23 protein-coding genes are annotated in these 24,836 nt (G+C 48.0%); 6 read left to right on the forward strand and 17 right to left on the reverse strand.

The window, feature by feature from the left end; genetic code table 11:
- The first annotated feature begins 96 nt into the window (after positions 1-96).
- Both HZA49_02760 and HZA49_02765 read left to right on the forward strand, forming a co-directional pair.
- Positions 97-822 (forward strand): metallophosphoesterase family protein, encoded by a 726-nt coding sequence (locus HZA49_02760; protein MBI5778358.1) that lies wholly within the window; start codon positions 97-99, stop codon positions 820-822.
- Positions 823-1,172: 350 nt separating this feature from the next.
- Positions 1,173-2,114 carry a dihydroorotate dehydrogenase gene (locus tag HZA49_02765; GenBank protein MBI5778359.1) on the forward strand — a complete coding sequence of 314 codons (942 nt, stop codon included), beginning with the start codon at positions 1,173-1,175 and terminating at the stop codon, positions 2,112-2,114.
- An 80-nt stretch (positions 2,115-2,194) separates the two neighbouring features.
- Here the strand turns inward: HZA49_02765 and HZA49_02770 are convergent, their stop codons facing one another.
- The 12 genes from HZA49_02770 to HZA49_02825 form a co-directional block, all read right to left on the reverse strand.
- The gene (locus HZA49_02770; GenBank protein ID MBI5778360.1) at positions 2,195-3,424 is read right to left on the reverse strand and encodes a hypothetical protein; all 1,230 of its coding nucleotides are present in this window, start codon (positions 3,422-3,424) and stop codon (positions 2,195-2,197) included.
- Positions 3,425-3,513: 89 nt separating this feature from the next.
- The gene (locus HZA49_02775; protein MBI5778361.1) at positions 3,514-4,167 is read right to left on the reverse strand and encodes a hypothetical protein; all 654 of its coding nucleotides are present in this window, start codon (positions 4,165-4,167) and stop codon (positions 3,514-3,516) included.
- A 148-nt stretch (positions 4,168-4,315) separates the two neighbouring features.
- Complete coding sequence (locus tag HZA49_02780; protein MBI5778362.1) at positions 4,316-4,453, reverse strand: hypothetical protein; 138 nt, start codon at positions 4,451-4,453, stop codon at positions 4,316-4,318.
- A 93-nt stretch (positions 4,454-4,546) separates the two neighbouring features.
- Entirely contained in the window at positions 4,547-5,110 is a 564-nt protein-coding gene (locus HZA49_02785) for a hypothetical protein (protein MBI5778363.1), read from the reverse strand.
- Between the two features lie 59 nt (positions 5,111-5,169).
- A complete protein-coding gene (locus tag HZA49_02790; protein MBI5778364.1) occupies positions 5,170-5,310 on the reverse strand; it encodes a hypothetical protein in 141 nt (46 codons plus the stop codon).
- Positions 5,311-5,503: 193 nt separating this feature from the next.
- Positions 5,504-6,700: a HEAT repeat domain-containing protein gene (locus HZA49_02795; protein MBI5778365.1), complete on the reverse strand. Its 1,197-nt coding sequence runs from the start codon at positions 6,698-6,700 to the stop codon at positions 5,504-5,506.
- A 139-nt stretch (positions 6,701-6,839) separates the two neighbouring features.
- Positions 6,840-7,355: a hypothetical protein gene (locus HZA49_02800; protein ID MBI5778366.1), complete on the reverse strand. Its 516-nt coding sequence runs from the start codon at positions 7,353-7,355 to the stop codon at positions 6,840-6,842.
- A 130-nt stretch (positions 7,356-7,485) separates the two neighbouring features.
- The gene (locus HZA49_02805; protein ID MBI5778367.1) at positions 7,486-8,097 is read right to left on the reverse strand and encodes a hypothetical protein; all 612 of its coding nucleotides are present in this window, start codon (positions 8,095-8,097) and stop codon (positions 7,486-7,488) included.
- 132 nt (positions 8,098-8,229) lie between these two features.
- Positions 8,230-9,573, reverse strand: a complete 1,344-nt coding sequence (locus HZA49_02810; GenBank protein ID MBI5778368.1) for a TM0106 family RecB-like putative nuclease — start codon at positions 9,571-9,573, stop codon at positions 8,230-8,232.
- A gap of 278 nt (positions 9,574-9,851) precedes the next feature.
- Positions 9,852-10,499, reverse strand: a complete 648-nt coding sequence (locus HZA49_02815; protein MBI5778369.1) for a hypothetical protein — start codon at positions 10,497-10,499, stop codon at positions 9,852-9,854.
- A 176-nt stretch (positions 10,500-10,675) separates the two neighbouring features.
- The gene (locus tag HZA49_02820; GenBank protein ID MBI5778370.1) at positions 10,676-11,686 is read right to left on the reverse strand and encodes a transcriptional regulator; all 1,011 of its coding nucleotides are present in this window, start codon (positions 11,684-11,686) and stop codon (positions 10,676-10,678) included.
- Positions 11,687-11,762: 76 nt separating this feature from the next.
- Positions 11,763-14,870 (reverse strand): O-antigen ligase family protein, encoded by a 3,108-nt coding sequence (locus HZA49_02825; GenBank protein ID MBI5778371.1) that lies wholly within the window; start codon positions 14,868-14,870, stop codon positions 11,763-11,765.
- Between the two features lie 153 nt (positions 14,871-15,023).
- On the opposite strand from HZA49_02825, the gene HZA49_02830 reads away from it, so the two are divergent.
- Together HZA49_02830 and rpsP are read left to right on the forward strand one after the other, a co-directional pair.
- Positions 15,024-15,251, forward strand: coding sequence for a hypothetical protein (locus HZA49_02830; protein ID MBI5778372.1), 228 nt, complete (start codon positions 15,024-15,026; stop codon positions 15,249-15,251).
- A gap of 78 nt (positions 15,252-15,329) precedes the next feature.
- On the forward strand, positions 15,330-15,629 hold the full coding sequence (rpsP, locus tag HZA49_02835; protein MBI5778373.1) for a 30S ribosomal protein S16: 300 nt from the start codon (positions 15,330-15,332) through the stop codon (positions 15,627-15,629).
- A gap of 164 nt (positions 15,630-15,793) precedes the next feature.
- Here rpsP and HZA49_02840 read toward each other — a convergent pair whose 3' ends face one another.
- Positions 15,794-16,783, reverse strand: coding sequence for a ketoacyl-ACP synthase III (locus tag HZA49_02840; GenBank protein ID MBI5778374.1), 990 nt, complete (start codon positions 16,781-16,783; stop codon positions 15,794-15,796).
- Positions 16,784-17,081: 298 nt separating this feature from the next.
- Here HZA49_02840 and HZA49_02845 point away from each other — a divergent pair, with 298 nt between their 5' ends.
- Positions 17,082-19,262 carry a glycine--tRNA ligase subunit beta gene (locus HZA49_02845; protein ID MBI5778375.1) on the forward strand — a complete coding sequence of 727 codons (2,181 nt, stop codon included), beginning with the start codon at positions 17,082-17,084 and terminating at the stop codon, positions 19,260-19,262.
- Positions 19,263-19,293: 31 nt separating this feature from the next.
- On the opposite strand, the gene HZA49_02850 is transcribed toward HZA49_02845, so the two are convergent.
- From HZA49_02850 to HZA49_02865, 4 genes are all read right to left on the reverse strand, one after another.
- A complete protein-coding gene (locus HZA49_02850; protein MBI5778376.1) occupies positions 19,294-19,617 on the reverse strand; it encodes a cupin domain-containing protein in 324 nt (107 codons plus the stop codon).
- A 16-nt stretch (positions 19,618-19,633) separates the two neighbouring features.
- A complete protein-coding gene (locus tag HZA49_02855; protein MBI5778377.1) occupies positions 19,634-20,491 on the reverse strand; it encodes a 4Fe-4S binding protein in 858 nt (285 codons plus the stop codon).
- A 44-nt stretch (positions 20,492-20,535) separates the two neighbouring features.
- On the reverse strand, positions 20,536-21,537 hold the full coding sequence (locus HZA49_02860; GenBank protein MBI5778378.1) for a DUF438 domain-containing protein: 1,002 nt from the start codon (positions 21,535-21,537) through the stop codon (positions 20,536-20,538).
- 121 nt (positions 21,538-21,658) lie between these two features.
- Positions 21,659-21,982, reverse strand: a complete 324-nt coding sequence (locus HZA49_02865; GenBank protein MBI5778379.1) for a hypothetical protein — start codon at positions 21,980-21,982, stop codon at positions 21,659-21,661.
- Positions 21,983-22,159: 177 nt separating this feature from the next.
- On the opposite strand from HZA49_02865, the gene HZA49_02870 reads away from it, so the two are divergent.
- Complete coding sequence (locus HZA49_02870; protein MBI5778380.1) at positions 22,160-24,829, forward strand: PAS domain S-box protein; 2,670 nt, start codon at positions 22,160-22,162, stop codon at positions 24,827-24,829.
- Positions 24,830-24,836 lie beyond the last annotated feature (7 nt).

Genomic DNA, 24,836 nt, shown 5'->3' on the forward strand with positions numbered 1-24,836 from the left:
TTAAGCGGATACGACTGATTAAACGGAAATATAAACCGCCCTCAGGCGGGTCAGTTAAATCAGCAAAATCAGTTTAATCCGCTTACGAAATTTTCTATGCGTTATGTAGTATTCGGCGATATCCACGGCAATCTGGAGGCGCTCGAGGCCGTGACGGAAAAAATGGCCAATGAAAAGCCGGATAAATACATCTGCATCGGCGATTTGGTCGGCTACGGCGCCAATCCCAATGAATGCATTGACAAGGTCAAGTCATTAAATCCCATCCTGATCGCCGGCAACCACGACTACGCCGCGGCCGGACTGCTCAACGTGGATTTCTTCAATACCTACGCCTTCCGGGCCATCGAATGGACCAAGCACCAGTTGACCCCGGAGCACAAGGAATTCCTCCGGAATATGAAACTCATCCAGCGGATTAACAATCTCACCGTGGTCCACGCCACGCCCTACAGCCCGGAGATGTTCGAGTATATGGAGAACAATTACGACGTCCAACTGGCCCTGACCTCGCTCAATACCCCGGTCTGTTTCATCGGCCATTCCCATATCCCCATCTCGTTCACGATTAACCGGGGCAGTATCTCATTCTCCACCGAGCCCTATACCACCATAAAAGGCAATAACAAGGTCATTATCAATGTCGGCAGCGTCGGCCAGCCCCGGGATGAAAACCCGGAAGCGTCCTATGCGGTCTATGATACCGAGGAGGCCGTGGTCTGGATTAAACGGGTGGAATACGACATCAAAAAGACGGCGGACAAGATACTCAAGGCCAAACTGCCGGAAATCCTAGCTGAACGAATTAAATACGGACGGTAGAAGATGCAACCACAGCCCTTCCCGATGGATATCGGGATGGTCGGTAGCATTTAGCCAGTGGCTAAAGCGCACCGGGTACTTGCACAGATGTACAATTCCCCCTTAATAAAGGGGGTAAGGGGGTTGTTGAAATCCTCCACAAAAACCTCACCTATAAAATAATCGGGATAGCCAGTGGAATACACAGCAAATTAAACGATAGGATTAAAAGTCGGATTACTCATTAATTTTGGCACCAAAAGTCTGGATTGGAAACGAATAGTTTATTAGAATTATATTCCACTGATTATACTCTTCTTAATCTGCGAACTCCGCAGAGACCGCGAAGCGAAATCTGTGGCTAAGTATTTATGAAATTATCTACCAAAGTCGGCCCGTTCAGATTCAAGAACCCCATCCTGCTGGCCTCCGGCACCTATGGCTACGGTAAATCATCTAAGACCCTGAATGTTGATTCCCGGGTCAGCCAGTTAGGCGGATTCATCACCAAGACCATCACCATCAAGGAGCGATTAGGCAATAATCCGCCCCGCATCGTGGAAACCGCATCCGGCATCATCAACTCAGTCGGCCTGGAAAATCCGGGTATGGCCAGATTCTGCGCGGAATACCTGCCGGAGATGGGACGGCTCAAGACGGTTCGGATTATCAGTATCGGCGGCGCATCCACCGACGAGATTATCCAGGCCATTAAATTATTCCAGCAACACAAATACCGGACCTTTGACGGCATCGAACTCAACATCTCCTGCCCAAACGTAAAGATGAGTGGCAGGTTTATCCAGCCCCTGCGTGCGCAGTCGCAACGGAGTCCCGATTATTTCGGGGCAGGGGCTGGATGCATTGCTCAATCGCCTGTGGAAGTCCGCAAGACCGTGCAAAAGGTCTTGAAGGTAGCCCGTCTGCCCATCATTGTTAAACTCTCACCCAATGTCACGGATATAGTGGAGATTGCCAATTCCGCCCTGAAAGCCGGGGCAAAGGTCCTGTCGCTGATTAATACCGTCTCGGCTTTGGCAGTTGATTACCGTACCGGCAAACCCATGCTGGGCGGCGTGACCGGCGGACTATCCGGCCCGGCCATCAAACCCATTGCCCTGAAGATGGTTGCAGATGTGGCCAGCAAGACCAAGGCCGAGGTGATTGGCATCGGCGGGATAATGAATGCCAAGGATGTCCTGGAATTCCTGTCTGTCGGGGCTAAGGCAGTCCAGGTCGGCACGCTGAATTTAGTCGACCCCTTCGCGGTCTTTGACCTACCGGCTGCTCTGAAGAAATATATAACAAAATAAATTCCCCCTCTCCCCTTCGTGCGAAGGGGGTTAAGGGGGATTTTTACTCCCCTCTATTAAGAGGGGTCGGGGTGTGTCGGTTACACCACATATCCAAGAATATAGATTACCAACTCAGTAGAATTCGTTCCGCCGACATAGGCCTGCCAGAGCAATGTTCGGTCGGTTGCCACCGGCATCAGAACCGAGCCGCCATTACTAATCCCCGGGGCATTAACCGCCGGAGCCATGACCTGCAGGGCATATTCCGCGCCTAACTGCCGAAAGATGTATGCCATCATCCCGCCATCGGTATAGCTTTGGGTGATACAGGCGATTGAGACAATCACGCCCTTGGTGCCGACCGGGATGATTGTAGACAGGTCAACGCTGGCCGGCTGGGTTGTTGCGGTAATCCCGCCTTGGTCAAGGGCCGTGGCCGGAACAGGAAGCATAGTCAAAACATCGCCGCCGCCCACGCCCGGCGCTAATTTGGCCTGGGTCACTTGCCCATCGCCGATTTCCGCAGTAGCAATTGGCGGTGTCAGCGGTCTGGACGGAACACTAAAGGATAATTTTTCAGGCGTAATCTCGCCGTTGATAATCTTCTCGCGGTTGATGCTGTTGGATGCGATTTGCGTATAGCCGACCGTATAATCAGCTATTTTAGCGCCGGTTACGGACTTGTCTTTTATCTTGACCGTCTCTACTGCATTGGTGGCAAGTTTAGAAACCGTTACTGACGCATCGGTAATCTTCGGCCCAGTTACTGCCAAAGCCCCAATCTCATCTGTAGTCACTGCCGGAGTAATCGGCCTTGCTACCGAGGGCGGAGTAAATGACAACTTGGCTTGAGTGATTGCTCCGTTGACTATCTTCTCAGTAGTCACGGCGTTGGGGCTCAGTTTCTCTGCAGTGACTGCGCCAGGGCCGATTTTGGGCCCGGTGACTGCGCCGAAGATAATCTTTTCCGTGGTCACGCTATCTGTTGCCAACTTACTGCCGATTACTGCCCCGGGCGCAATCTTGTCCGTAGTCACTGACGCATTGGCAATCTTTTCCGTAATGACGCTATTCACTGCCAGCTTACTGCTCTCTACGGCCGCAGATGCAATCTTCGGCGTGGTAACAGCCGCATCTTTCAAGCGGGATGTGGTCACCTGTTGCTCGCCGATTTTGTAGGCGGTCACTGCGGCATTGGCGATTTTCTCGGTGGTCACAACCTTAGTCCCGAGTTTAACCGTGCTGACTGCGCCGTCTGCTATCTTGGGCGTGGTTACTGCGCCATTAGAAATATGTTCAGTTTTTACTTCGTTGGGTTGTAGCGCCATATAAAACTCACAATCTTTCACCACGGAGACACGAAGGACACACCCCGAAAGCATTCGGGGCGTGCCTCTGTGCCTCCTGTGGTTGCATTTTACGGACTGACCGTGCACTTGGCCGTTTCGCCGAAAGGACCAAAACGAATCCTCTTATCAAACCACTGAGCCCGGTATTCCACATTGGTCGGTTCGGTTATGCCCAGATTGTGCAGATAGGGACTGTTGGTATCGTCGGCCACATAGACCCACGGCCCGCTTTCTATGCGATAGAAAATTCTGGCTCCGGCAATGTCTTTGGGTTTGGCGTTACGTTTTTCATTGGATGGATTGACGCCGAAATGAATCGTAACCTGTCCGCGTTGCTTCCAATCCAGCAACAAAATGGGCGGCGTCAGATTCAGCACATAGTCCGGCGAAATCGGGGTCGGATTCGTGTCCCACACGGTAATCCGCAGTGTGGCCCGTTGTCCGTCGGTCAGTTCCGGGTGTTTCTGGGCCATCCCAGCCACTGGCCTGACCGTATCCTTGGCCGTATCACGTCCGGCATCCTTGTCCTCGGCCGCAGAACGGGCGGCATCCTGGGCGCTCTGGTGCGCTACATAGAGAACCTGCCAGGCCGGATAGGCGTTGACGGCCGCGGTAATCTGGGCCGCCGGCAGCCCGAGGGCCGTGCCAATCGGGCCGATATTAGCGCTGAAATTACGCAGCCACTCGTCAAACTCGGCATCCGTTTTCGGGATATAATCCATATTATACTCCTCTCTTTTTCATTAACCCATTAAAGTTAATAGGGTTATGATAATAATCAGCCCTTGGGTCTGAAACTTTCATCCCCTGGGCGGAAACTTTCATCCCTGGGGCGGAAACTTTCATCCCTCGGACTGAAACCTTCATCCCTCAGTCCAAACGTTCATCCTTGGGGATGAATCCTTCATCCCTAGGACTGAATCTTTCATCCCTGGGGCGGAAACTTTCATCCCTCGGCCTGAATCTTTCATCCCTGGGGCTGAAACCTTCATCCCTCAGTCCGAGCATTCATCCGTGGGGATGAACCTTTCATCCCTGGGACTGAATCTTTCATCCCGTAGTCCAAAACGTCTGTTGTCCCCTACAAAACACCTCCTTTCGTTAATATAAAATATTTACCATAGTCGCATTGGTGGAAATTGTCGTTGGAGTTCCGCCGCCTATTGCTACTGACTTTAGATTTCCGATGCCTAAAGAATCGGCTCCGTCTATATAAAATACTTTCGTGGAATCAGAACTGATTTCATAACAACTGTAAGAATACGCGCTAACTCCTGAAGCCAAAGTAATCGGGGTGCCGCCATTTATGGGCACGACTTTTAAAGTACCGATACCGGACGACCAAATCACATCACATAAATAAACCACTTTTGCGCCATCCGGAGTAATTTTCCGATACCGATTATCAGTAACATTATCAAGCGTAATAGGTGTGCCGCTGATTATCGGCGCCGATTTTAATACGCCGCTATAATCACTGCCTGTTATATTAGCGGTAGGGTTATCAATGTAAACGACGTAATTGGAAGGCGCGGGTGAGCCTGCTGAAGCACTGCTTCCACTATCGCCCTTAGAGCCCCCGCATGCCCCCATATAAAACGCGGCAATCGCCATGCCTAACACCAGTACTGTAAAAGCCCTCCCAATTACTTTTGTGCTATTCATAATAGCACCTCCTTTCTTACGGACCGTTAAAGTTTAGACGTTACAGTCCAATTAGGTTGTTATTCCATCAGAAAAGGAAAATCCCGAACTCGAAAATAAGTCAAATTTCCAATCGGGATATTGTCCTTTTCATAGCGACCGATAAATGCCCATGCATCAGGTCGCTCCATATAGACCACCCAAAGAATCAATCCAAGCATACGCCCGGCCAATTTATCATCTCCTCCGGCCGCTTTTTCATAAATTACCTGACGAGAAGTATCGTTGGGCGTTTTTTCTCGTCATTCATGCTGTCTTTAACCGCTTCAACCTCTTCTTTAGTAAGACGAGAGCACATTAAATTATATATCTCTGGATACGGTATGTAATCAATGACCTTACGATCAGTGGTAATCAGCATTTAAATTTAAATTTTCTTTTTGTTGTTTTTATTACGTCCAAAAAGATTAGCGCCATTTTGGTGCGCTTCCAATAATCCCATTTCGCGGTCGGAATCATCTCTTCCAATAGTTCTTTGGCAAACGGCTTTATGTCATCTATGGCTTGCTGGGGTATTTCAACCCTAAGTTCAAAGAGCGAGGCAATAGTCAATAAACAGACCATCCGGTCAGCATCATATAAATGCGCTTTCAATACCGGAATCGCCTCTTTGGCCCTGAGCAACCCCAGACCGGCTATGGCATCACGCCGAATTCTGACATTGGGATTGTCCAGCATCTTTATCAAGACCGGAACCTCCGTCTTTTTCGCACCCAGTTTTTTCAGGGCGACGACGCACTCCTCCCGGGGTGAACGCCAGTCAGGACTGGCCAGCAGTTTTATTATTCCGGGAACGGCCTCTTGGGCGTCTAGTTCAGCCAGGGCATTAACTGCATCAACCGCCACATATTCATCATCTAACAGTTTAATCATGGCCGGGATTGATTCTCTGGCGCCCAATTTAGCCAGGGCATCCAAGGCCGCGGTTTTGGTTATCCGGTCTTCATTAACAGCTAGAAATTTTATCAGCCGGGGGATTATTTCTTTGACGCCGAAGTCGGTCAGGGCCATTATGGCCACCCAGCGCACCCATTTGTCGCTGTCTTCCAGTGCCTTAATCAGGTTTGGGATATACAACCTGGCGCCGGTTTTCGTAATAGCCGTTATGGCATCGCAGCGCACCTCATCATCCTTATTACTTAAGAGTGGTTTTATCAGGGGCGTCACCTGCTTGACGCCGAATCTGCCCAAGGTTATTACGGCGTAAGCGCGGACAAATTCATCCGGGTCGTTCAATAATTTCATCAGACCGGGTCGGGCTTTTTTGTCGTCCAGTTTTTTGATGACCTTCACGGCGCTGAGGCGAATTAGGCTTTTCTCGTTATTCAGAAGTTTTAGCATGGCCGGAAGGACCATCCGGGATTTAAGGCGTACTCCCAGAAAATGAACGGCGAATTGCCGAGTTTCCTTGTCGTCACTGGCCAGCATTTTTATTAGTTCGGAGATTAGGGTTTTGGAGCTGATTTTGGACAGGGCGTCCGCGGCAAAATAATCTTTTTTGCTCAACAATCTGATTAATTCCGGGACAGATTTTTGTGCAGATGCCAGCATAACCACCCTCCTTCTGTAGTTTGTTTTAGTAACGGATATTTAGCCGTTTCTAACTACTATGAATGATACAGAAGGGAAGTGACAGGGTAGGACACGGGCGAAGAAATTTCTTATATATAATTCGAATAAAGATTGGGCATTACTTATGCCTTTTACAACGTTTGCGTCTATGATTCACTGCGTTGACCAGAATCCGGCTAACGCGTGATTCGGATATATTCAGCACCCTTCCTATTTCTTTCATAGTTAAATTACCGTAAAAATAAAGCCGTGGCGCGAGTTTATCTGGTTTGTTCAATGCCTTGTTCGGAGACACACGAAAATATGTCAGTTTTTGTATTGGCATTTTGTCTTTTTCATAACGCCCAAAGGACCATGTATCGCCACGTTCCATAAAGACCACCCAGACAATTAATCCGAACATTAACGAGACATCATCATTATTTCGCCGGGCGGCTTTTTTATAAATCACCCGGAATGGATTATGTAGCGGCCTCACCCCGGCTGTGAGTATTTCGTTATCGTCAATCATTTGATTTAATGCCTTTTTGACGGCATTAAACTCATCATCAGAAAGTCGTTTGCGCATTAAATTATATATTGCCCGGTGCGGAATTCTCCGAATTACTTTTCCGGTATTAATGGAAACCAGCATACTTACCTCCTTATATAATGTTTTAAAGGTATTAGGCCCAAGCCCTAATAAACAACTATATACTACACCAGAAGCAAGTGACAGGGTGGGACACGGGGAATGAAATTTATATGCAAAAACAAGATAATTACTAAACCGGGTGCAACCTGTAATCTTTCAGTTCATATATACCGGATCGATCTAAAACATATTTTTTAAAATTTCCTTTTGGGTACGGGATCCCAACCATAAGATAACGAAATTTATGTCTACTCGGGAAAGCGTTGGGACACATAGCACATTCTTTAACTACTTGTAACAACCAATCTTCCCCCCTGTTTCTGCTTTTGTTATTATACCAGACTACCATTAAACGATGATCAGCAATACCAACAGTCAATTTTTGAAAATCATATAAAATGTCATCTTTCTTTCCCCATTCTATTTCTGCAATCAGAGCAAGCCCCCTAAATTTCTTCCACCCCTCTTTTTTATTTCCCCCTTCTTTACTCCAACATAAATCATATAACCATTCACCCCAGTGGGCGTTTAGTTTTTTACAAGGAGCCGCACATATACATATTTTGTATTGGTTTTTGTGTTGCCTCATTAAATTAAGGCGCCGGCTTTTCCCTAATATCGTTAAGCATTTTTTGACTGTTTTTGTCCATTTCTTATCCTTATCTTTGGTTGGTCTCAAATTGGTTGTTGTATATTTCTCTATATGTTTAAAAATTTCGGATTCGACTTTAGATAGCTTCATATTAACCTCCTTTATACTGTTTCACTATACCCTGGCTTATTTTTACTATCTGGTCAGCTAATTGTTTCGGCTTAATCACCTTTACCTCATCGCCCATTTAAAACTACGGGCTGTCCCTCACGGGATGCGTTGCTACTGTCCCGCCTGTCCAAACTCATGGCAAAGGTTGCGGTCAATGTGGACCATAGCCAGGCAGTCATCTTCGTTATATTTAAGAACCTTGTTTATTTTATTTTTATCTCCGTCCTTGAGGTATTCCCAATACAAGACCATAGATTCAAATGCCCCTACTTCTTTCTGTCGCCAGTTAAACCCTAATGCCGGTGCCACATGCTTAATGGAATATGTCGGAGCAGGCATATAGACCTGCTTTTTAAGAACATCCATTAAATCAACGCATCGCTTCATTAGGTTATTTAAGTCCGTCGTGAGTTCCGGATGCCGTGTAATTACTTTTTTCATAGTACCTGTTTCAAAACTATACCAGTGGTAGAGGCAATCGTTTTCATAATTACCAAGGTAATCTATAAATTGCCTGAAAATCTTGGTTTCATCCCTTACCCCTTTGCCAAGGAAATAGACGAACTTATCTCTTGACTCGTCCCAGACGCCAATCAAATAAACATGAGGTGGTTCAGTGGGATGAACCGCATCAGAGGTCTCAAAATCAAAATAGAAATTCCGTTTCCCACGAGGAATAGATAGTTTTACTCCCGGCTCTATAATCGGTTTATTATGTTTATACGCCTGAGCGTTGTAATAAATTCTTGTTCCCTGATTCTGACCCAATTCCTTTACGAGTTTTTCTAATTTGAAGGAATACAGGTCTTTTATAGAGGAGATATTAATTTTTTTCTGTAATTTAGGTCTTGTTCCGGCGCCGACATTATATAATAAAGTCAGGTCCATAGAATCCTTGAGTATTTTATTGGCGTAAACACGCCAAGGTGATTCTGTAGAATCCATCTTCCCGGGTATGGGCTTGTTTTTGCCGTCCCTAATTTGCTTCCATAGGTTAACATAATGATTAAATTTATCTATAATTTTTTTATTATAAGCCACGTTTTCCCGGCCTTCCTTTAAAACAACCGTAACCTCTTTTGAAGCATAACCCTGTATTGCCTCAAGCATTTTATTGTAGCATACGGCTTGAAAGGAATGATAATCCTGCAGGTTCTTTGACCTTTTGATTTCTATGACACGGTAATGATATTTGCCCAAATCAGACGGGGCGTCGTCGCTACGCACCAGCAAATCCCCCTTGCCATACATCTCTTCGGACAGCAACCAGAGATTGGGCTGGTAGATAACCTGTGTGCCTTTAAGCATTAATTCCATGGTTTGCTTAAGCGCCTTAAGTCCCCATTTTTCCTCTATTTTAATTGCATCGGGATAATTCTTTTCAACCCATTGCTTTTCATATTCCGCGCCACGTTGCATCTTAATCTCTGAATACCTATCAACTTCTTCCACCATTTCAGATTCAGGGGCGTGGAAGCTGCACCAGACAAAGAAAGGGTCATTAATAAGTTGGTAGAGGATGGAGGGCGAGAAGGTTTGACCGCTGACCGGGCTTTTATTATTTGTCGCCCTTCGTAAAAGTGTTGCTAACGTTATATCCTGACTCATTTAAAATAAGAGAATTTCCTTTAACATTGTCACCGTTTTTCTTTAAGTTAGGTGCAATTCCGACGCCAAAATACCTAACTACTTCGTCCCCTTGTTCGTTCCCATCATTCCCCATCCTATTTTGTTTATCTGCGTTTCCATCCTTCAAGAGATGTTGACAGGATAAAACGATTTTTACCCATTTTAAACAACTTTGTCAGAACATACGATATTTTAATATTTCTATGCTTGTTTTGCAAATCGGTAAACCCCTGAAATACTCTTTGTGCAATCCTCGGCGCGATGATGATAAACTTAACTCCTCTAATGCTATTGTGTTTTCCAATAATTTTGTCCAAAAGCCATAAACCGTCTTGTTCGTGTTTAATCATCATTGATACGCCTGGCATAAACCGGTGCTTACTCTTATTGCTTTCTATACAACTTTTCTTGTACTTATCTATTTCCTTTCCATGTTCTCTCTTGCTTAGTTTTTTTATTTTTTCCCATTGCTTGCGTACTTGGTCCACTATCTTGACTGGAACAGATTTGACTTTCGCCTCGCAAATAACCAGGTGTCCTGTTTTATCAACCCCAAATAAATCAACGTTCTTAAACTCACGTCCGATCCATGTAACATCTTTTGTATTGGGGATTAGCCTCTCGATGTTTTCCCGAATGATTCTTTTTAAATATTCTTCATTGGCACTCTTGTCTTTTTCTTCTTTTACACTGTTGCCTTCTTTTAAAGAAAACAACCTGCTCTCAAGTAATTTTGCTTTTATTTTCGCCATAAATATCTCCTTTAAATAAAATTTCAGCAAGCCACGCCTTTTCGGAGATTGTCCCGAGTTTAGTTTAAATTAGGTTAGCCAATATTAAGCCCCAATATTCATCGGGACTCCGTTCACACTACGCAATCTTCTTTGCCCTGTCAATATTTTTAAGGTTGGTAACACCCGTTATCCTCTTATCCGAATTTCTTATACTGTTTCACTATACCCTGGCTTATTTTTACCATATTATCAACTAACTGTTTCGGCTTTAGCACCTTCACTCCATCGCCCATTGGCAGAAGCCAGCATATCAGGTCTCCTAATCCGGCTACGGTCAGGGTCATTTCTATTTCACCCTTGGGTAGTTTCTTTATTTTCTGAGACGGGTGCCATTGGCGCTCGGTTATCCATTGCGCATATTCCTTGCTAAACCTCAACACCACATCCTGCAACTTGCCTTCGTGCGAGATGCCGAAGCTTTCATCTAGGAATCTAGTCACCTCAAATTCCTCGCCATCTTTGTCTTTGAGTAGGGTAAATTTGTCGTCCGACACCTCAACTAATTTGATGCGTTGGATTGCAAAATTTCGCAGCGCCCGGCGCAGTTCGCTATATCCCACGCAGTATAATCCGCCTTCATAAAAAGACAGGGCATAGGGATGGAATAAGTGCTTGTCGGTTTTATCCCGGCCGTATGCCAAATAGGTGATATGGCATTTCCTCTTTTCCCGCGATGCCCGGTTCAATTTCTCTATGATAGAGTTAAAATTCCGGTAATCAGTCAAAGCCCCCAGTTTAGGAACGACAGTTTCCTGCGAATAGAGGATGAAATCTATGGCATTAACCGGCAGGGTCTTATGGATTTTATCCAGGGCGGAATCTATGCCCTCTTTGAAAGGCGTGCCTTGAAGCGCGCTTAATAGACCCTTGCTGAAATAAAGGGACATCAGTTCGGTCAGGGTGAACGGGACACTGGGCGTGCGGGCTCCCTTTGTCAGAAGCCATTTTATTTTCTCGCCTATCTTCTCCTTTTCCAAGGGGAAGCCGGCGTTCTGCAAGACATTCAGGTCGCGATAAATAGTCCTTTTGCTGTAGCCGATTTCGTGCGCCAGTTCTTCAGCCGTGATGCCATAATGAAGCATATCCAGCCGCTTTAATATCTTCCACTGCCGGACGAATTGCCTGCCTCGTTCTTCTGTTTTCATATTTTATTGATATAGTGACCCACTACTCTCACCCTACCATTTACGCCTTTGCCAAACAAGGTTTATAACCTATGACCTACTTCCCCGTTTTCAATCTCTCCAACAGTTCTTTGATAGCCGGCTTGACGGCCTCATCCGCCAGGGGCAATGCCTTGGCCAGCATCTCGATGGCCGGTGCCCGTTTGCCCTTGCCGGCATAGTAACGTCCCAGATTATAATAGGCCCGGTAGTCCTGCGGATAATTCTTTAGCACCATTGAGTTGGTCCGTTCAAACATCACCTCCTGATTCTGCTCCCGCAGGTCCGGCATGACCTGGGCCTGTATCTTGACCGCCTGGTAATAATTCTTGATGGCGTTATCCCTGTCCACACCGGTGCCGCTGGGTTTGGTGGATTTCTCCAGCCAGGCATCTCCGATGTGCGAATAGGTCTCTGATAATTCCGGCGCGATGACCAGCGACCTTTCGTATTGCTTAATCGCCTCGTCATACCGGCCCATCTCGTGATAGACCTCGCCGACCTCGTTCCGCAATGCCGGATGCTGGGGCGAGAGTTCGCAGGCCTGCTCGTAATATTTGATGGCCAGATTGAATTGCTCAGCCCGCCGGGCCGGGTCTTTGGATTCCCGGCCCTGAACCCGGTAGAACCGGCCCATATTGGCCTGGCGGGTTGGGTCTATCGGATTATATTTAACCGACTTGTCCAGATAATCCAGGCACCGGTCATACCAGGCCTTTTTCTTCGCCGGGTCCGGCTCGGCATAGTATTTTTCCAGGCACATCCGGGCTGATTCCCCGAAATAGGTATTCTTTTTCGGCGAGAGCGCCAGCGCCTCTTCGTAAAGTTTCAGCGCGCCGGACCAGTTCTTGGCCCCCTCCTGGCCCGAGCCGACCTTGTAAATCAGGTCGCCCTTAATCAGATTGAGGTTGGTATACGTGATAATGAACAGGGTGATGACCGCTATCAGGATAGACGAGAATACCCGGAGCGGGGAGACGGCCAAAAGAGATTTTGGATTTCTGATTTCGGATTTCGGACTTGTGGCAATACCAGGTTTATTCCCGGCCTCTTGGCGGGTCAGCGCCCAGGCCAGGGCCAGGATATTGATAAACAGCCCGCTATAGAAAATCGTGATGGCCGCGGTCGGGCTATAAAACGGCGGCAGGAAGGAAACCAGGATAATATAATAGATGACGGTGATGACGGCGGAAATCAGGGATGAGAGGATGAACCCAGCCCCTGCGGGCGCAGTCGCAACTGAGCCACGATTATTTTTGGGCTGGGGCTGGGTAAACTTCCGGTTTAATAAATAGAACAAGACGGTTGAGGACAGCCAGGCGGCAATTATCAGCACCGCGATGCGCATGGCCTTTTCGGCGTTATCGTGCGGAGACGGGGCGGAGACGAAATTAAAGACCAGGGTAGTCAGGATGAGGGTGACTATCAGCATAGAGCTCAGAGCATAGGGCATAGAGGTTGCGGGGATAGGGTCAGAGCCCTTTTTCTTGGGTTCCTCCGGCTGCTCATTGGTCAATCCCTTAAACATAATCACGATAAGTATGGCCAGATAGATATAGAAATAGGTGCGCGAGGCGGTCAGGTCGATCCCGAACTGGGTCTCGATAAAGTGGCCGATGAGCGCGGAGAAGAGGGTGATGAGAAGAAGCGTAGGGCGTAGAGCGTAGAGCGTAGAGCATGAAGCGTCGAGTGCTTTAAGTTCGGCTATTGTGCGATAGAACAAATAAACGACCGCGCCGGCGACTATGCCTAATGGCACGCCGACGGCTATAAATATGGTCTTATCCAGTAATATCGGAACAACCAGTCCGGCCAGGCCGAAGAGCAATAAGAGGCAAATAAAGACGACAAGTTCAATCGAGGTTTTGTGTGTTCTGTTTTTACCAAGCGCCTTTTCTTTTACTATGTCATTCCCGCGCAGGCGGGAATCCATATGTTCCGGTGTATTCTGGATTCCTGCTTTCGCAGGAATGACAGCACCGGGGTCCTTATTACCAATCAATCCTAATGACTTAAATGCGTAGAAGATAATGGCGCCGAATAATAACAGATATATCAATGCGCCGATTAGGCCGTTGGTGATGACCGTATCAAAGAATTCGTTGTGCGAGCGGTCCGGCAGGGTAATCCTGTTCTTTTCGCTGGTGACCAGCTCGGCCGGGCAGTATTTATAGTAAGGCACGAACATGGTCTCGGGCCCGTAGCCGACCACGGCCCGGTAGGAATCCGATTGGACCATCTTAACCACGCCCTGCCAGATGAGTAGCCGGACTGTCGCCGCGCCTTCCCGGGCTTCGAGCAGCTGTCCCAGGCGCCCCATCTTGGATTTCAGGGCTTGAAAGGGTGTATTGGGCAGTGCCAGCGCCAGGAAGAATCCCAGCACCAGGGCCGCCGCGATGTAACTGCCTAATGACAAATAGCGCCGGCGGAATACCAGGCCGGATAATACAATAAAGAAAAACCCCGCGGTAATCAGGCCCAGGAGCGGGCCCCGGCTCTCGGTCAGAAATAGACAAACCACCTGGGCCAGTAATATGATGATATAGAATACGGATTTAGCCGGAGCGGATTCCTTTAGCGCGCGTATCAGCAGATAAACCGTGAGCGGGATGACCATGAGCAGATACGAGCCCAGGAATATGGGATTGCCCAGGGTGGAGGCAATCCGAATGGAGAAATCAGCGCCCCAGTCCAGGGCCTCCAGCTTGCCTTTCTGGGCAAAGCCGTAGAGCATCACCGGAATCGATGTCAGGATGATGGCCACGAAGATGCGTTCCAGTTGCTTCCAATTATTCAAGGTCAGGGTGGTAATGGCGAAGATGATAAAATAACCCATCAGGGTATAGGCGCCCTGGCCCCGGACATCGTTGCCCCACCAGCTGCCGGACGGCAGGACCGACAGGAAGGTGGAGGCGAGATAACTCAGGCCCAGCAGGAGCGTCAGGATAACCAGGGGCTGTCTGAGCAGGGATTTTAGTTCTGGGAGTGAAACCCGCTTAATGATGAATGCGGCCAGCATGACCAGGGCAATGGAGCGCACCGCCGTGCTCTTATTCAGCTCAAAGGGAACCGTGGAATTGAGGTTAATGAACAGCGGCGCAATTACCAGCCCGGCCAGCCAGCACGCCTCGATGACCCTATCGCAGAATGAAGTGAGTTTGTTCATACAATCATGCAGTAGTCAGTAGACAGTGGTCAGTAGTCAGTTTCACGGAAATTTACTGTCTACTGTTTACTGCCTACTGTATACTTCTTTCTATATAATAAATCTCTTTAAACAATTTGACAACTAATAAAGGGTTTGTTATGAATAAGCCCGATGTTACAGGTAACGTTGCAAAACCGGAAGGAGATTATCTTCGAAGGCATGGCCGAATCGGTGTTTCTGCCGGGCGAATACGGGGAGTTTGAGGTCCTGCCGTTCCACGCCCCGATTATCAGCACGCTCCGGAAGGGAAAGTTAAGAATTGATGACCTTTTCCTTGAGATAAACGGCGGAATTGCTAAAATGGACCAGACCAACAAGCTGTTATTGTTGGTGGAGTAAGGAATACCCCGCAATTCTGCGGGGTCTAAGTGCCAGTAAGTCGCTTTGCTTCAACTGGCACTAAGAAAGGGAATTAAAATGTCAGTAGTAATCAGAATGGTCCGCCAGGGCCGGAAGAATGAACCACACTTCCGCATCGTAGTGTCCGACAAGCGGCAGAAGATAGACGGCGCCTATATCGAAAATCTGGGTAATTACGAGCCCAAGGCGGAAAAGGATAAGAAAATCAACATCAAGGACGAACGCCTGAAATACTGGGTCAGCCAGGGCGCGCAGGTGAGCGATGCCTTATCGGCTATCCTAAAGAACCTCGGCAAACTGCCCAAGTCCGAGAAGCCCAAGAAGGCGGTCAAGGCAAAGGCCAAGGCCGCGAAATAGACTCGGGGTTATTATAGCTTAGCCTACGAATTACACACCCCTACCCCTCTCAAGAGGGGATTTGCCCGCATTATTCATGAGGTGAATGAATAATTCTAATCTGTTAAATCCTGCGGAGTCGCAACGGAGTCCCGATAATTTCGGGGTTGTCTGATTTGCTCTAATTACCATTTCAGAACTGTGACGCCCCAGGTCAGCCCGCCGCCAAAGGCCACCAGGACCACATAATCGCCTTTTTTCAGCCGGCCGGAGCGAGCCGCCTCGTCAAAGGCAATCGCCGCCGAGGCGGCGGCGGTGTTGCCGTACTTGTGGATGTTGACGAAGATTTTGTCCATGGAAATGTTGAGCCGCTCAGCCGCGGCCTCCAGGATGCGCTGATTGACCTGATGCGGGACAATCAGGGCGATATCGGCCACCGTAATATTGCACTGCTTGGCCGCGTCCGCCACCAGGTCGGCCATTTTCATCACGGCAAATTTATATATCTCCCGGCCGCGTAATCTCATATAATGCAGCCGCTCATCAACGGTCTTGTGCGAGGCCGGATTCCGGCTTCCGCCGGCCGGCTGAACCATGACATCGGCCCCGGTTCCGTCCGCGCCCATATAGGTGTAAATCACTTCATGGCCCTGATTATTAGGCTGGAGAACAACCGCGCCGGCCCCGTCTCCGAACAGCACGCAACTGGCCCGGTCCGTATAATCGGTAATCTTGGTCAGGATATCGGCGCCGATAATCAGAACGTTTTTATAACTGCCGGTCGAGACCATCCTATAGCCGACGGTTAAGCTGTACATAAACCCGCTGCAGGCCGCCGAGATATCAAAGGCCGGTGCGTTTATCGCGCCGATATTCTTCTGGACATAACAGGCCGTAGATGGAAAAGGATGGTCCGGGGTCACGGTTCCGACAATTATCAAATCCAATTCTTCCGCCTGAATCTTGGCAGATTCCAGCGCCTTAAGCGCGGATTTGGTCGCCAAATCAGACGTGACCACATCGGGCTCAACTGCCCGGCGCTCCTTGATGCCGGTCCGGGTGGTAATCCATTCATCCGAGGTGTCGACTATCTTCTCGAAATACGCATTGTCCAGCACCTTGTCCGGCACGCAGGAACCGTTGCCCACGATTGATACCTTATTCAATTCTGGCATTATTTATTCTCCTTTAGATGCGTATAATAAATTCGCGTCAACCCCGCACATAACGGCTCTTGAATGCACACCGGTATTAACGCTGATTTGACCTTTTTTATATCAAGGTTGGGATTATTAACATTTTTATGTGCGGGGTCAACATTATTTTTACTTTATTTTATCTTTACCCCGTTAGAGGTGTTTGGTATAAAACATTACCATTCATAAGTCCCCTCTATCAAGAGGGGATTTAGGGGTGTGTCGTCTATAGAATTACACACCCCCGGCCCCTCTTATTAGAGGGGATACACTAACTATGACAGATTTTTTATTAGAACTCGGTACCGAGGAAATCCCGGCCGGGTATATCCAGCCGGCCTTAGCACAAGGTGTGGCCTTCCTCAAGGAATACCTGGCCGAACATCGCCTGGCTTACCAGGATATCAAGACCTGTTCCACGCCCAGGCGGATGGTGTTCTCAATTACCGGACTGCCGGATAAGCAGGCGGATATAGACAAGGAACTGTCCGGTCCGCCCTGTTCCGTGGCCTTTGATAAAGATAACAAACCGACCCCAGCGTATTTTGGGTTTATCAAGAAATATAATCTCAAGGAATCCGATGTTAAAACCAAGGATACGCCCAAAGGCAGGGCCTGTTTCGCCTCAGTGCTGGTAAAAGGCGAGAAGTCCGAGAAAATACTGGCTGAATCCGTGCTCGGGCTGGTCAATTCGCTGCCATTCCCCAAGTCCATGTGGTGGCTTGATAAGGCCCTGACCTTTGCCCGGCCGCTGAGATATATCCTGGCTGTCTTCGGCGCTAAGCCTCTCAAGATTACCCTGGCCGGCGTAACCTGCGGGAATAAAACCTATGGACATCCGTTCCTGTCAGCCAAGGCCATCGTCATCAAATCAGCTGATTTTGCCAGATACCAATCCGCCCTGCGCCAGGCAAAGGTTATTGTTGACTCGGCCGAACGCCGGGCTTTTATAGCCAAAGAGATACAGCAAATCCTGGATAAATATAATGCGGTTTGCCAGGAACCGGAATTGCTGGACGAGGTGACCAACCTGGTAGAATTCCCGGTGACTGTAGAATGTGAGTTTGACGAATCATACTTAAAATTACCGTCAGCGGTGATAGAATCGGCCATGAAGTCGCACCAGCGCTATTTCCCGCTCAAAGACAAAGACGGTAATTTACTCAACCGCTTTATCACCATCTCGAATATCACGGCTAATAAGGAAATCAAGGAAGGCAACGAACGGGTCATCAAGGCCCGCCTCTCGGACGCCCTGTTCTTCTGGGAACAGGGTAAGAAAATACCGCTGGAAAAATATGCCCTATGCCTTGATTCCATCGCCTTCCTGGGGAAATTAGGCACTATGAAGGAGAAGTCAACCCGACTTAATGATTTGGCTTTATCCATAACTGAAATCTCTGATTATAACAGGACCACTATTAATCGGGCGGCAGAATTATGCAAGGCGGACCTGTTGACCGGCATGGTCGGCGAATTCCCGGACCTGCAGGGCATCATGGGCTATGAATATCTCAAGGATAAAGAACCGGAAGTGGCCTTAGCCATTAAAGAACACTACTTACCAAGATTCGCCGGTGATAAATTACCTCAAAGCCAAGCCGGGATTTGCCTGGCCCTGGCTGAGAAGTTTGACAATCTGGTTTCGGCTTTCTCGCTGGCTCAAAAACCCACCGGCTCTTCCGACCCCTATGGGTTAAGGCGGCAAGCGCTGGGTATTATCAAGATAATCATAGAACAGAAACTTAATATTTCCCTTAATGCCGTGTGGAGCCACACCTTTGAAATGCTTGCGCCGTCTGTTCAACCATACGCATTAGAAATCTCTAAAACGCACCAACGTTTTCCGGGGGTTAAAGAACTATACGAAAAGATAGCCCAAACCGGGAAAATACCGGACGACCATAGGAAATCTCTCAAAGGAGAATTAGATAGATTTATTGATGCCCGCCTTCATCAAATGCTTGTAGAAGAAACTGGCATTAATTCCAATATTTACAATGCCGTAATATGGCCCACTGGAACTCAAGAACCCCAGATTGATAAATTATATGGTTCTTATGCCCGAGTAATTACTCTTCAAAAACTATCCAAGGAATCATTCTGGAGCGAATTAGTTGAGGTGGTGGAACGAACCTACAACATTAGTAAAGCAATACATACCATTATACCTGAAGTTGACAATGCCCTTCTTAAAGAAGAATCGGAAATAGAGTTACACCGCCTTTACGAGACTAATAAGGACGCCATCCAGAAACTGATAGCTACCGCGCAATACGAGGATGCCTCACGATTATATCACAAGGTCTTTGCCAGGCCGGCGCACACCTTCTTCGAAAATGTTTTTGTCAATGTAAAAGAAGAGGACGTTAAAACTAACCGCCTAACACTACTCAAGAAGATAAACCAGCTCTATTCATCCGGCATTGCCGACCTGTCCCGTATCCCGCGGAAATAACAAAGGGCAATGAATAAGTCGGCACCTCCTATTATGACTTTATCATTATCAACAACATCTTGAATTTCTTAACCGCCTTTAAGGCGTGCGGTTTATCAGCCGGCATAATGATGGTTTCACCGGCCTTGAGATTGAACGGCTTGCCCGAGATGCGGATATCCGCCTCGCCGTCTATGACATTTACCATGGCGTCAAAGGGCGCCACGTGCTCGCTTAAACCCTGGCCCTGGTCAAAGGCAAAGAGCGTCACCGTGCCGGTTTTCTTGTTAATCAGGGTCTTGCTTACAATGGAACCATTTTGATAGTCCACTAAACCATTTAGGTCTAATATCTCCGGTCCGGTCTTTTCTGTCATAATTACTCCTTTTTACCTAATTCTTAATCTCTCCCTGGATGCTGACGTTAACTTCTTTGAGCGGAATATCAGCGCCTGAATTAGCCAATGCCTGTTTGACCAGATGGACCAGGCCAAAACAGCAAGGCACCTCCATGTGCAACAGGGTGATTGACTTGATATCCGCTGTCTTGAACATCTGGGTCAGCTTATCAAGGTAAATCTCGGTGTCATCCAGCTTGGGGCAGGCGATCAGCAACGACTTGCCTTTTAGGAAATCCTGATGAAAATTGGCATAGGCGTAGGAAACACAGTCCGCCGCGATGACCAGGTCGCTGTTTTTAAGGAACGGCGCGCCGGGCGGCACCAGCATCAGTTGCACCGGCCACTGGGTCAGCTGCGATTCGGCCCGGGCCGATGGCGCTGATTTTGGCACGGCCTCTTTCCTGGGCGCGAATGAACGGACTGATGAACCCGGACACCCGCAGGGTAATGGGGCTGCCTTGTGGCCGGCTTGTTCTAACGGAACATTGATATGTTTCTCATTGAGGAAATCTATTGCCTGCTGCAGGTATTCATCCTGCCTGTGGTCTTCCAGATGCCTCAGGTGGGCCTTAATCGTATTGGCGCCCTGCTTGACAATATTGGCCATGACCTTTCTTTCATCATACGGCTCGGCCACGCGCTCCTCGGTGGCAATCGCGCCTTCCGGGCAATGGCCGATGCAGGCGCCCAGTCCGTCGCAGAACAGGTCGCTGATCAGCCGGGCCTTGTTGTCGATTATCTGCAAGGCGCCTTCCGGGCAATTGGGGATGCACTCGCCGCAGCCGGTGCATTTATCCGCATCTATCCTGATTATCTGCCTCTTGGCCTTTTTTCCTGTCAGTGTTTTCATCTTCATCTCCTATCTAATTGTACGGGGTTCATCCCGCACATAATTTATGCGTTTGTTATGTGCGGGGTAAAACAGCAATACCCTATTTCATCGCACTTCTTCTTTACCTCTACCCAATCCTCGGGCTTAAAGGTCTTAAGAGCCGCCTGATAAAGGATGTTGTCTTCCTTGAAGATGTGTTTGGCAAGCTCACGCACGATGTATTCACCTGCATCCTCAAGACCCCGAAGAAGCTTCTCATAATTATCAGGCGGATTCTGGGTTAATTCGTGTAATGACTTCTTACGCTTCCTGAGTTCCACGTGCTCCAAGCGCATAATCTCCGGCGGCTCGGTAATTCCATATTTCTCCAGCATCGGAAAAATCACCTCTTCCTCGCGCTGGTGGTGCTTTTCCGCCTCTACCAGATGATGGGCGATGTACTCCAAATCTGAGATTCTCCTCCTCACCCCTTCGATGGTCCCGTTGTTTCTGACCATTGCGATTAGATTCTTCAACTTATCCAGGTATTCCATAATCACCTTGTGCTCTTCCATCATCGTATGAATCGGATGGCCCGGCTCTGGTGTAATCTGGTCGGCCTTTAGGTTTTCGGCCATCACCTCGAGATGCACATCGCACAGGCCCATAATTTCATCGCGGGTAATGCCTTCCTTAATAAGTTCCTGCTCTAGCACGGCCAGTTCGGTCGGCCCGACCGAGCGCAGTAACTGCTTAGCCTGTTCCTTTATGACAGCTGAACCGCCGGCAGTCTGCAGTTTCTTGAGAATCTCTTTTATTTCCCCCTTTGGGTTACTGGCGGCTAAATCCTTCGTCTTCTTAATCTGGACAATCCAGTCCCTGGGCCCCTGTTGCCTGTATTCCCACTCAAAGATATTTGGATACTCGGCCTGAAACTGGTACCTAAGTGGCTTGGGGTCGTGGTCATTGGTAATCTCCAGGGTTTGGCCGGCCTTGAGGCCATTCCAAACCTCAAATATCTTTTCGTGCCGTTCAAAAGGATGCATCGGCCTTAAATCCAGTTTTTCTACGGTTGTTTCTATCATTCTTTTACCCTCTGGCGCCGAAGCGCCATGGCGCCCTTATGGCGCCACTTTATTCCCCGATACAATATCGGGGTAGACCCGCCCCCCGATGTCCATCGGGACAGGTTTGACGGTGTTATTCTTACTGTTTCTTCTCTTTCTCATTTTGTTCTTTAGTAATCCCTCTGTTCATGGTTTGTTTTGTAGTATCACCGGTTTCCGTGGCGCAGGGCGCGGTCTTTTCTATTTCCTTTAGGTCCCGGCCGATGCAGTATTTGGCATACTGGCACCATTCGGCGCAACCCAGGTCGAGCTTGGGATTCCGGAACCGGTGCCCGCACTTCTTACAACGCCGGTAGACATCGTCCTTCCAGAATTCCACCTTGGCCTGGCATTTGGGGCAATCTACATCGTAGATATCCTCCGGCTTCCAAAACTGCATATCCTGTCCGGGACATCTGGCCATATATCACTTTCCTTTCTCCGCTTATATTATAACATAGATCGAGAATTTAACCTTGACCTAAGTCAAGAACGGTTAAAATTTTTATCAGCCTCCGTTTAATAAGAATCTCACTAAAATATGAGAATGGGATTGACATTTTTATGTCAGCATGCTATCATACCGGCAGGGAAAAAGGTTATGTCTAATTCTAATATTATCATTAATAAAGCCCAGCAAGATCCCGTTTCGTCTCAACATGATTTGGAACACATTACTTTAGATAACCTATTAGAGAAATCTCTTATCGGAGCATATCTCTTCCAGGATGGAATTATCAGATATATCAATCCTCAGATGGCGCAGATGCTCGGCTATACGATTGATGAATTAATCGGAAAGGAAGCCAAAAGCCTCATTCTACCTGAAGATTTACCAGTAGTACAGGAAAATATTCGGGCACGCTTGTCCGAAAGTGTTTCGGGTATTCGTTATTCCTTCAGGGCGGTAAAAAAGAACAAGGAGATTATCTGTTTTGAGGTCCATGGCTACCGGACCACATATGAAGGCCGTCCGGCTATTATCGGGACCGCCCAGGATGTCACCGCCCATAAACTGGCAGACGATAAACTCAGGGAAAGCGAAGAGTATTACCGCACAATGGTTGACCACTCTAACGATATGATATGGACACTGGATACCGCCGGCAACTTTACCTATTTCAATAAGCGCTCCGAAGAAATAAGCGGTTATAAATTGGAGGACTGGCGTGGTAAATCATTTGCCCCCTTAATCGTCAAAGACGACCTGCCCGCCATTTCCGATGCCTTTCAGAAAACACTGCAAGGAACACCCCAACATTATGAGGCGCGGGTATTTAATAAAGAAGGCAATATTTTTGTCCTTTCGGTGAATTCGGCGCCTATCATTAAAAATGGTAAAGTAACCGGCACGGTCAGTTTTGGGCATGACATCACCGAGCGCAAGAAGATACAGGAAATGCTTATCGAATCAGAGGAAAAATATCGGATTATGGTGGAGAATTCCAACGATTTAATCTGGACGCTTGATATTGAGGGACGCCTGACTTTCGTTAATAATCGTGCGCTGGAAATCGGCGGCTATTCAAGGTCGGAGTTGGATAAAAAACATTTCAGTTTGGGAGTTCATCCGGATGACCTGAACAAGGTTAAAATACACGTTGCCAAAACGTTTCAAGGGGAATCTCAAACCTACGAGGTGCGGGTGGCCGACCGCCACGGAAAAACACTGGTTCTGCTGGTTAACGCTGCGCCTCTTTACCGGAATAAACAGGTTATCGGAGTGGTCAGTTTCGGGCACGATATCACCCAACTCAAACAACAGGCCGAAGACCTGAAACTGCTTTATGAAGCCGGTAAAATATTCTGCTCATTCCTGGACGAAAAAGAAGCGCTGGAAGAAATCAGCCGGCGCTGCGCGGAGGTTATGAATGTTGATCTAGCGCTGGTGCGATTAATCAAAGATAATCATCTCGTGGTAAAGGGCGGCTTCTACCGCCACCTCCAGGATAAGGAAGAAGTGGAGCGCCTACTCAAAGACAACCCGATTAAGATTGGCCAGGGTATTGCCGGCCGGGTGGCCCAAACCGGCGAACCGCTTGTTTCCGATGTTGCTCCCGCAGAATCTTTAACTCTGCCCGGTTATGCCAATTACCTGCGCGACCGTAAATGGCTGGTTATCCCCATGAAGATAAAAGAACGGGTCATCGGCGTCCTGACTTTTATCACGGCTGACTTATCCCGTGTATTCTCCGAACATGATATATCCCTGGCCCAGGGCATTGCCAACCAGGCCGCGATTGCCGCTGAAAATGCCCGGCTCTTTGAAGATATAGAACGCTCCGAGCGACGTTATCGCACTATCCTTGATAACTCCGCAGATGCTATTATCAACATAGATTCCGGCTTTAAAGTTGTCACCTGGAGTAATGGAGCCGAACGGATCTTCGGCTATTGCCGCGAAGAAATTATCGGGCAATCATTAAATATAATCGTACCCGAAAGCGAGTGGCCGGTAACGCTTGATAAACTAAATGAAGCCAAGAAAACCGGTTTTATCAGTAACTGGGAAACGATGCGCAAAACCAAAAGCGGGCGATTAGTGGACGTGGAAATTACGCTTACCTACCTGGGGCCGGAATTGGGATTTATCGGCATACTGCGGGATATTACCGAACGGAAGCGGGCCGAGACGGAAATCCAGCAAAGTTATAACAAGCTGCATGAATTATTAAAAAGCATCGTTTATGCCATGGCGAAGATGGTGGAAAAGAAAGATCCTTATACCGCGGGCCATCACGAACAGACCTCAAACCTCGCCTGCGCCATTGCCGAAGAAATACAACTTAACCCGGAGAGTATCGAAGGACTCCGGGTGGCCGGAATACTTCATGATATCAGCAAGATATATATCCCAACCAAGATTCTCAATAAACCCAAACGGCTGACCGGGTCTGAATTCAAAGTAATCGAAACCCATCCGCAACTTGCCTATGACATATTAAAACTCATAGAATTCCCCTGGTCGGTTGCCCAGATTGTCTTTCAGCACCACGAACGAATGAATGGTTCCGGATACCCGATGAAATTATCAGGCAACAATATCCTTTTGGAAGCCCGAATCCTGGCTGTGGCTGATGTGGTTGACGCTATGATTTCAGACCGGCCCTACCGCAAATCACTCGGCATCAGAAAGGCATTAAAAGAAATCTCCGATTATAAAGGAATCCTTTATGACCCGAAGGTGGTTGAGGCCTGCGTAAATCTCTTTGTCCAGAAAGGATTCAAACTAAGAAGCAAGGGTACCCGCAAACACCCTTCGGCTAAATAACTGTATC

It is taken from the genome of Planctomycetota bacterium (assembly GCA_016235865.1).
Taxonomy (GTDB): domain Bacteria; phylum Planctomycetota; class MHYJ01; order JACQXL01; family JACQXL01; genus JACRIK01.

Excerpts from the sequence above, each read along its gene's own strand:
- HZA49_02830 (MBI5778372.1), top strand. The coding sequence starts at position 15,024 with ATGTTACAGGTAACGTTGCAAAACCGGAAGGAGATTATCTTCGAAGGC.
- HZA49_02760 (MBI5778358.1), top strand. The coding sequence starts at position 97 with ATGCGTTATGTAGTATTCGGCGATATCCACGGCAATCTGGAGGCGCTC.
- HZA49_02795 (MBI5778365.1), bottom strand. The coding sequence starts at position 6,700 with ATGCTGGCATCTGCACAAAAATCTGTCCCGGAATTAATCAGATTGTTG.
- HZA49_02850 (MBI5778376.1), bottom strand. The coding sequence starts at position 19,617 with ATGACAGAAAAGACCGGACCGGAGATATTAGACCTAAATGGTTTAGTG.
- HZA49_02765 (MBI5778359.1), top strand. The coding sequence starts at position 1,173 with ATGAAATTATCTACCAAAGTCGGCCCGTTCAGATTCAAGAACCCCATC.
- HZA49_02775 (MBI5778361.1), bottom strand. The coding sequence starts at position 4,167 with ATGGATTATATCCCGAAAACGGATGCCGAGTTTGACGAGTGGCTGCGT.
- HZA49_02800 (MBI5778366.1), bottom strand. The coding sequence starts at position 7,355 with ATGCTGGTTTCCATTAATACCGGAAAAGTAATTCGGAGAATTCCGCAC.
- HZA49_02815 (MBI5778369.1), bottom strand. The coding sequence starts at position 10,499 with ATGGCGAAAATAAAAGCAAAATTACTTGAGAGCAGGTTGTTTTCTTTA.
- HZA49_02790 (MBI5778364.1), bottom strand. The coding sequence starts at position 5,310 with ATGCTTGGATTGATTCTTTGGGTGGTCTATATGGAGCGACCTGATGCA.
- HZA49_02805 (MBI5778367.1), bottom strand. The coding sequence starts at position 8,097 with ATGAAGCTATCTAAAGTCGAATCCGAAATTTTTAAACATATAGAGAAA.
- HZA49_02870 (MBI5778380.1), top strand. The coding sequence starts at position 22,160 with ATGTCTAATTCTAATATTATCATTAATAAAGCCCAGCAAGATCCCGTT.
- HZA49_02825 (MBI5778371.1), bottom strand. The coding sequence starts at position 14,870 with ATGAACAAACTCACTTCATTCTGCGATAGGGTCATCGAGGCGTGCTGG.
- HZA49_02820 (MBI5778370.1), bottom strand. The coding sequence starts at position 11,686 with ATGAAAACAGAAGAACGAGGCAGGCAATTCGTCCGGCAGTGGAAGATA.
- HZA49_02865 (MBI5778379.1), bottom strand. The coding sequence starts at position 21,982 with ATGGCCAGATGTCCCGGACAGGATATGCAGTTTTGGAAGCCGGAGGAT.
- HZA49_02770 (MBI5778360.1), bottom strand. The coding sequence starts at position 3,424 with ATGGCGCTACAACCCAACGAAGTAAAAACTGAACATATTTCTAATGGC.
- HZA49_02860 (MBI5778378.1), bottom strand. The coding sequence starts at position 21,537 with ATGATAGAAACAACCGTAGAAAAACTGGATTTAAGGCCGATGCATCCT.
- HZA49_02780 (MBI5778362.1), bottom strand. The coding sequence starts at position 4,453 with ATGCTCGGACTGAGGGATGAAGGTTTCAGCCCCAGGGATGAAAGATTC.
- HZA49_02810 (MBI5778368.1), bottom strand. The coding sequence starts at position 9,573 with ATGGTGGAAGAAGTTGATAGGTATTCAGAGATTAAGATGCAACGTGGC.
- HZA49_02840 (MBI5778374.1), bottom strand. The coding sequence starts at position 16,783 with ATGCCAGAATTGAATAAGGTATCAATCGTGGGCAACGGTTCCTGCGTG.
- HZA49_02845 (MBI5778375.1), top strand. The coding sequence starts at position 17,082 with ATGACAGATTTTTTATTAGAACTCGGTACCGAGGAAATCCCGGCCGGG.
- HZA49_02785 (MBI5778363.1), bottom strand. The coding sequence starts at position 5,110 with ATGAATAGCACAAAAGTAATTGGGAGGGCTTTTACAGTACTGGTGTTA.
- HZA49_02855 (MBI5778377.1), bottom strand. The coding sequence starts at position 20,491 with ATGAAAACACTGACAGGAAAAAAGGCCAAGAGGCAGATAATCAGGATA.
- rpsP (MBI5778373.1), top strand. The coding sequence starts at position 15,330 with ATGTCAGTAGTAATCAGAATGGTCCGCCAGGGCCGGAAGAATGAACCA.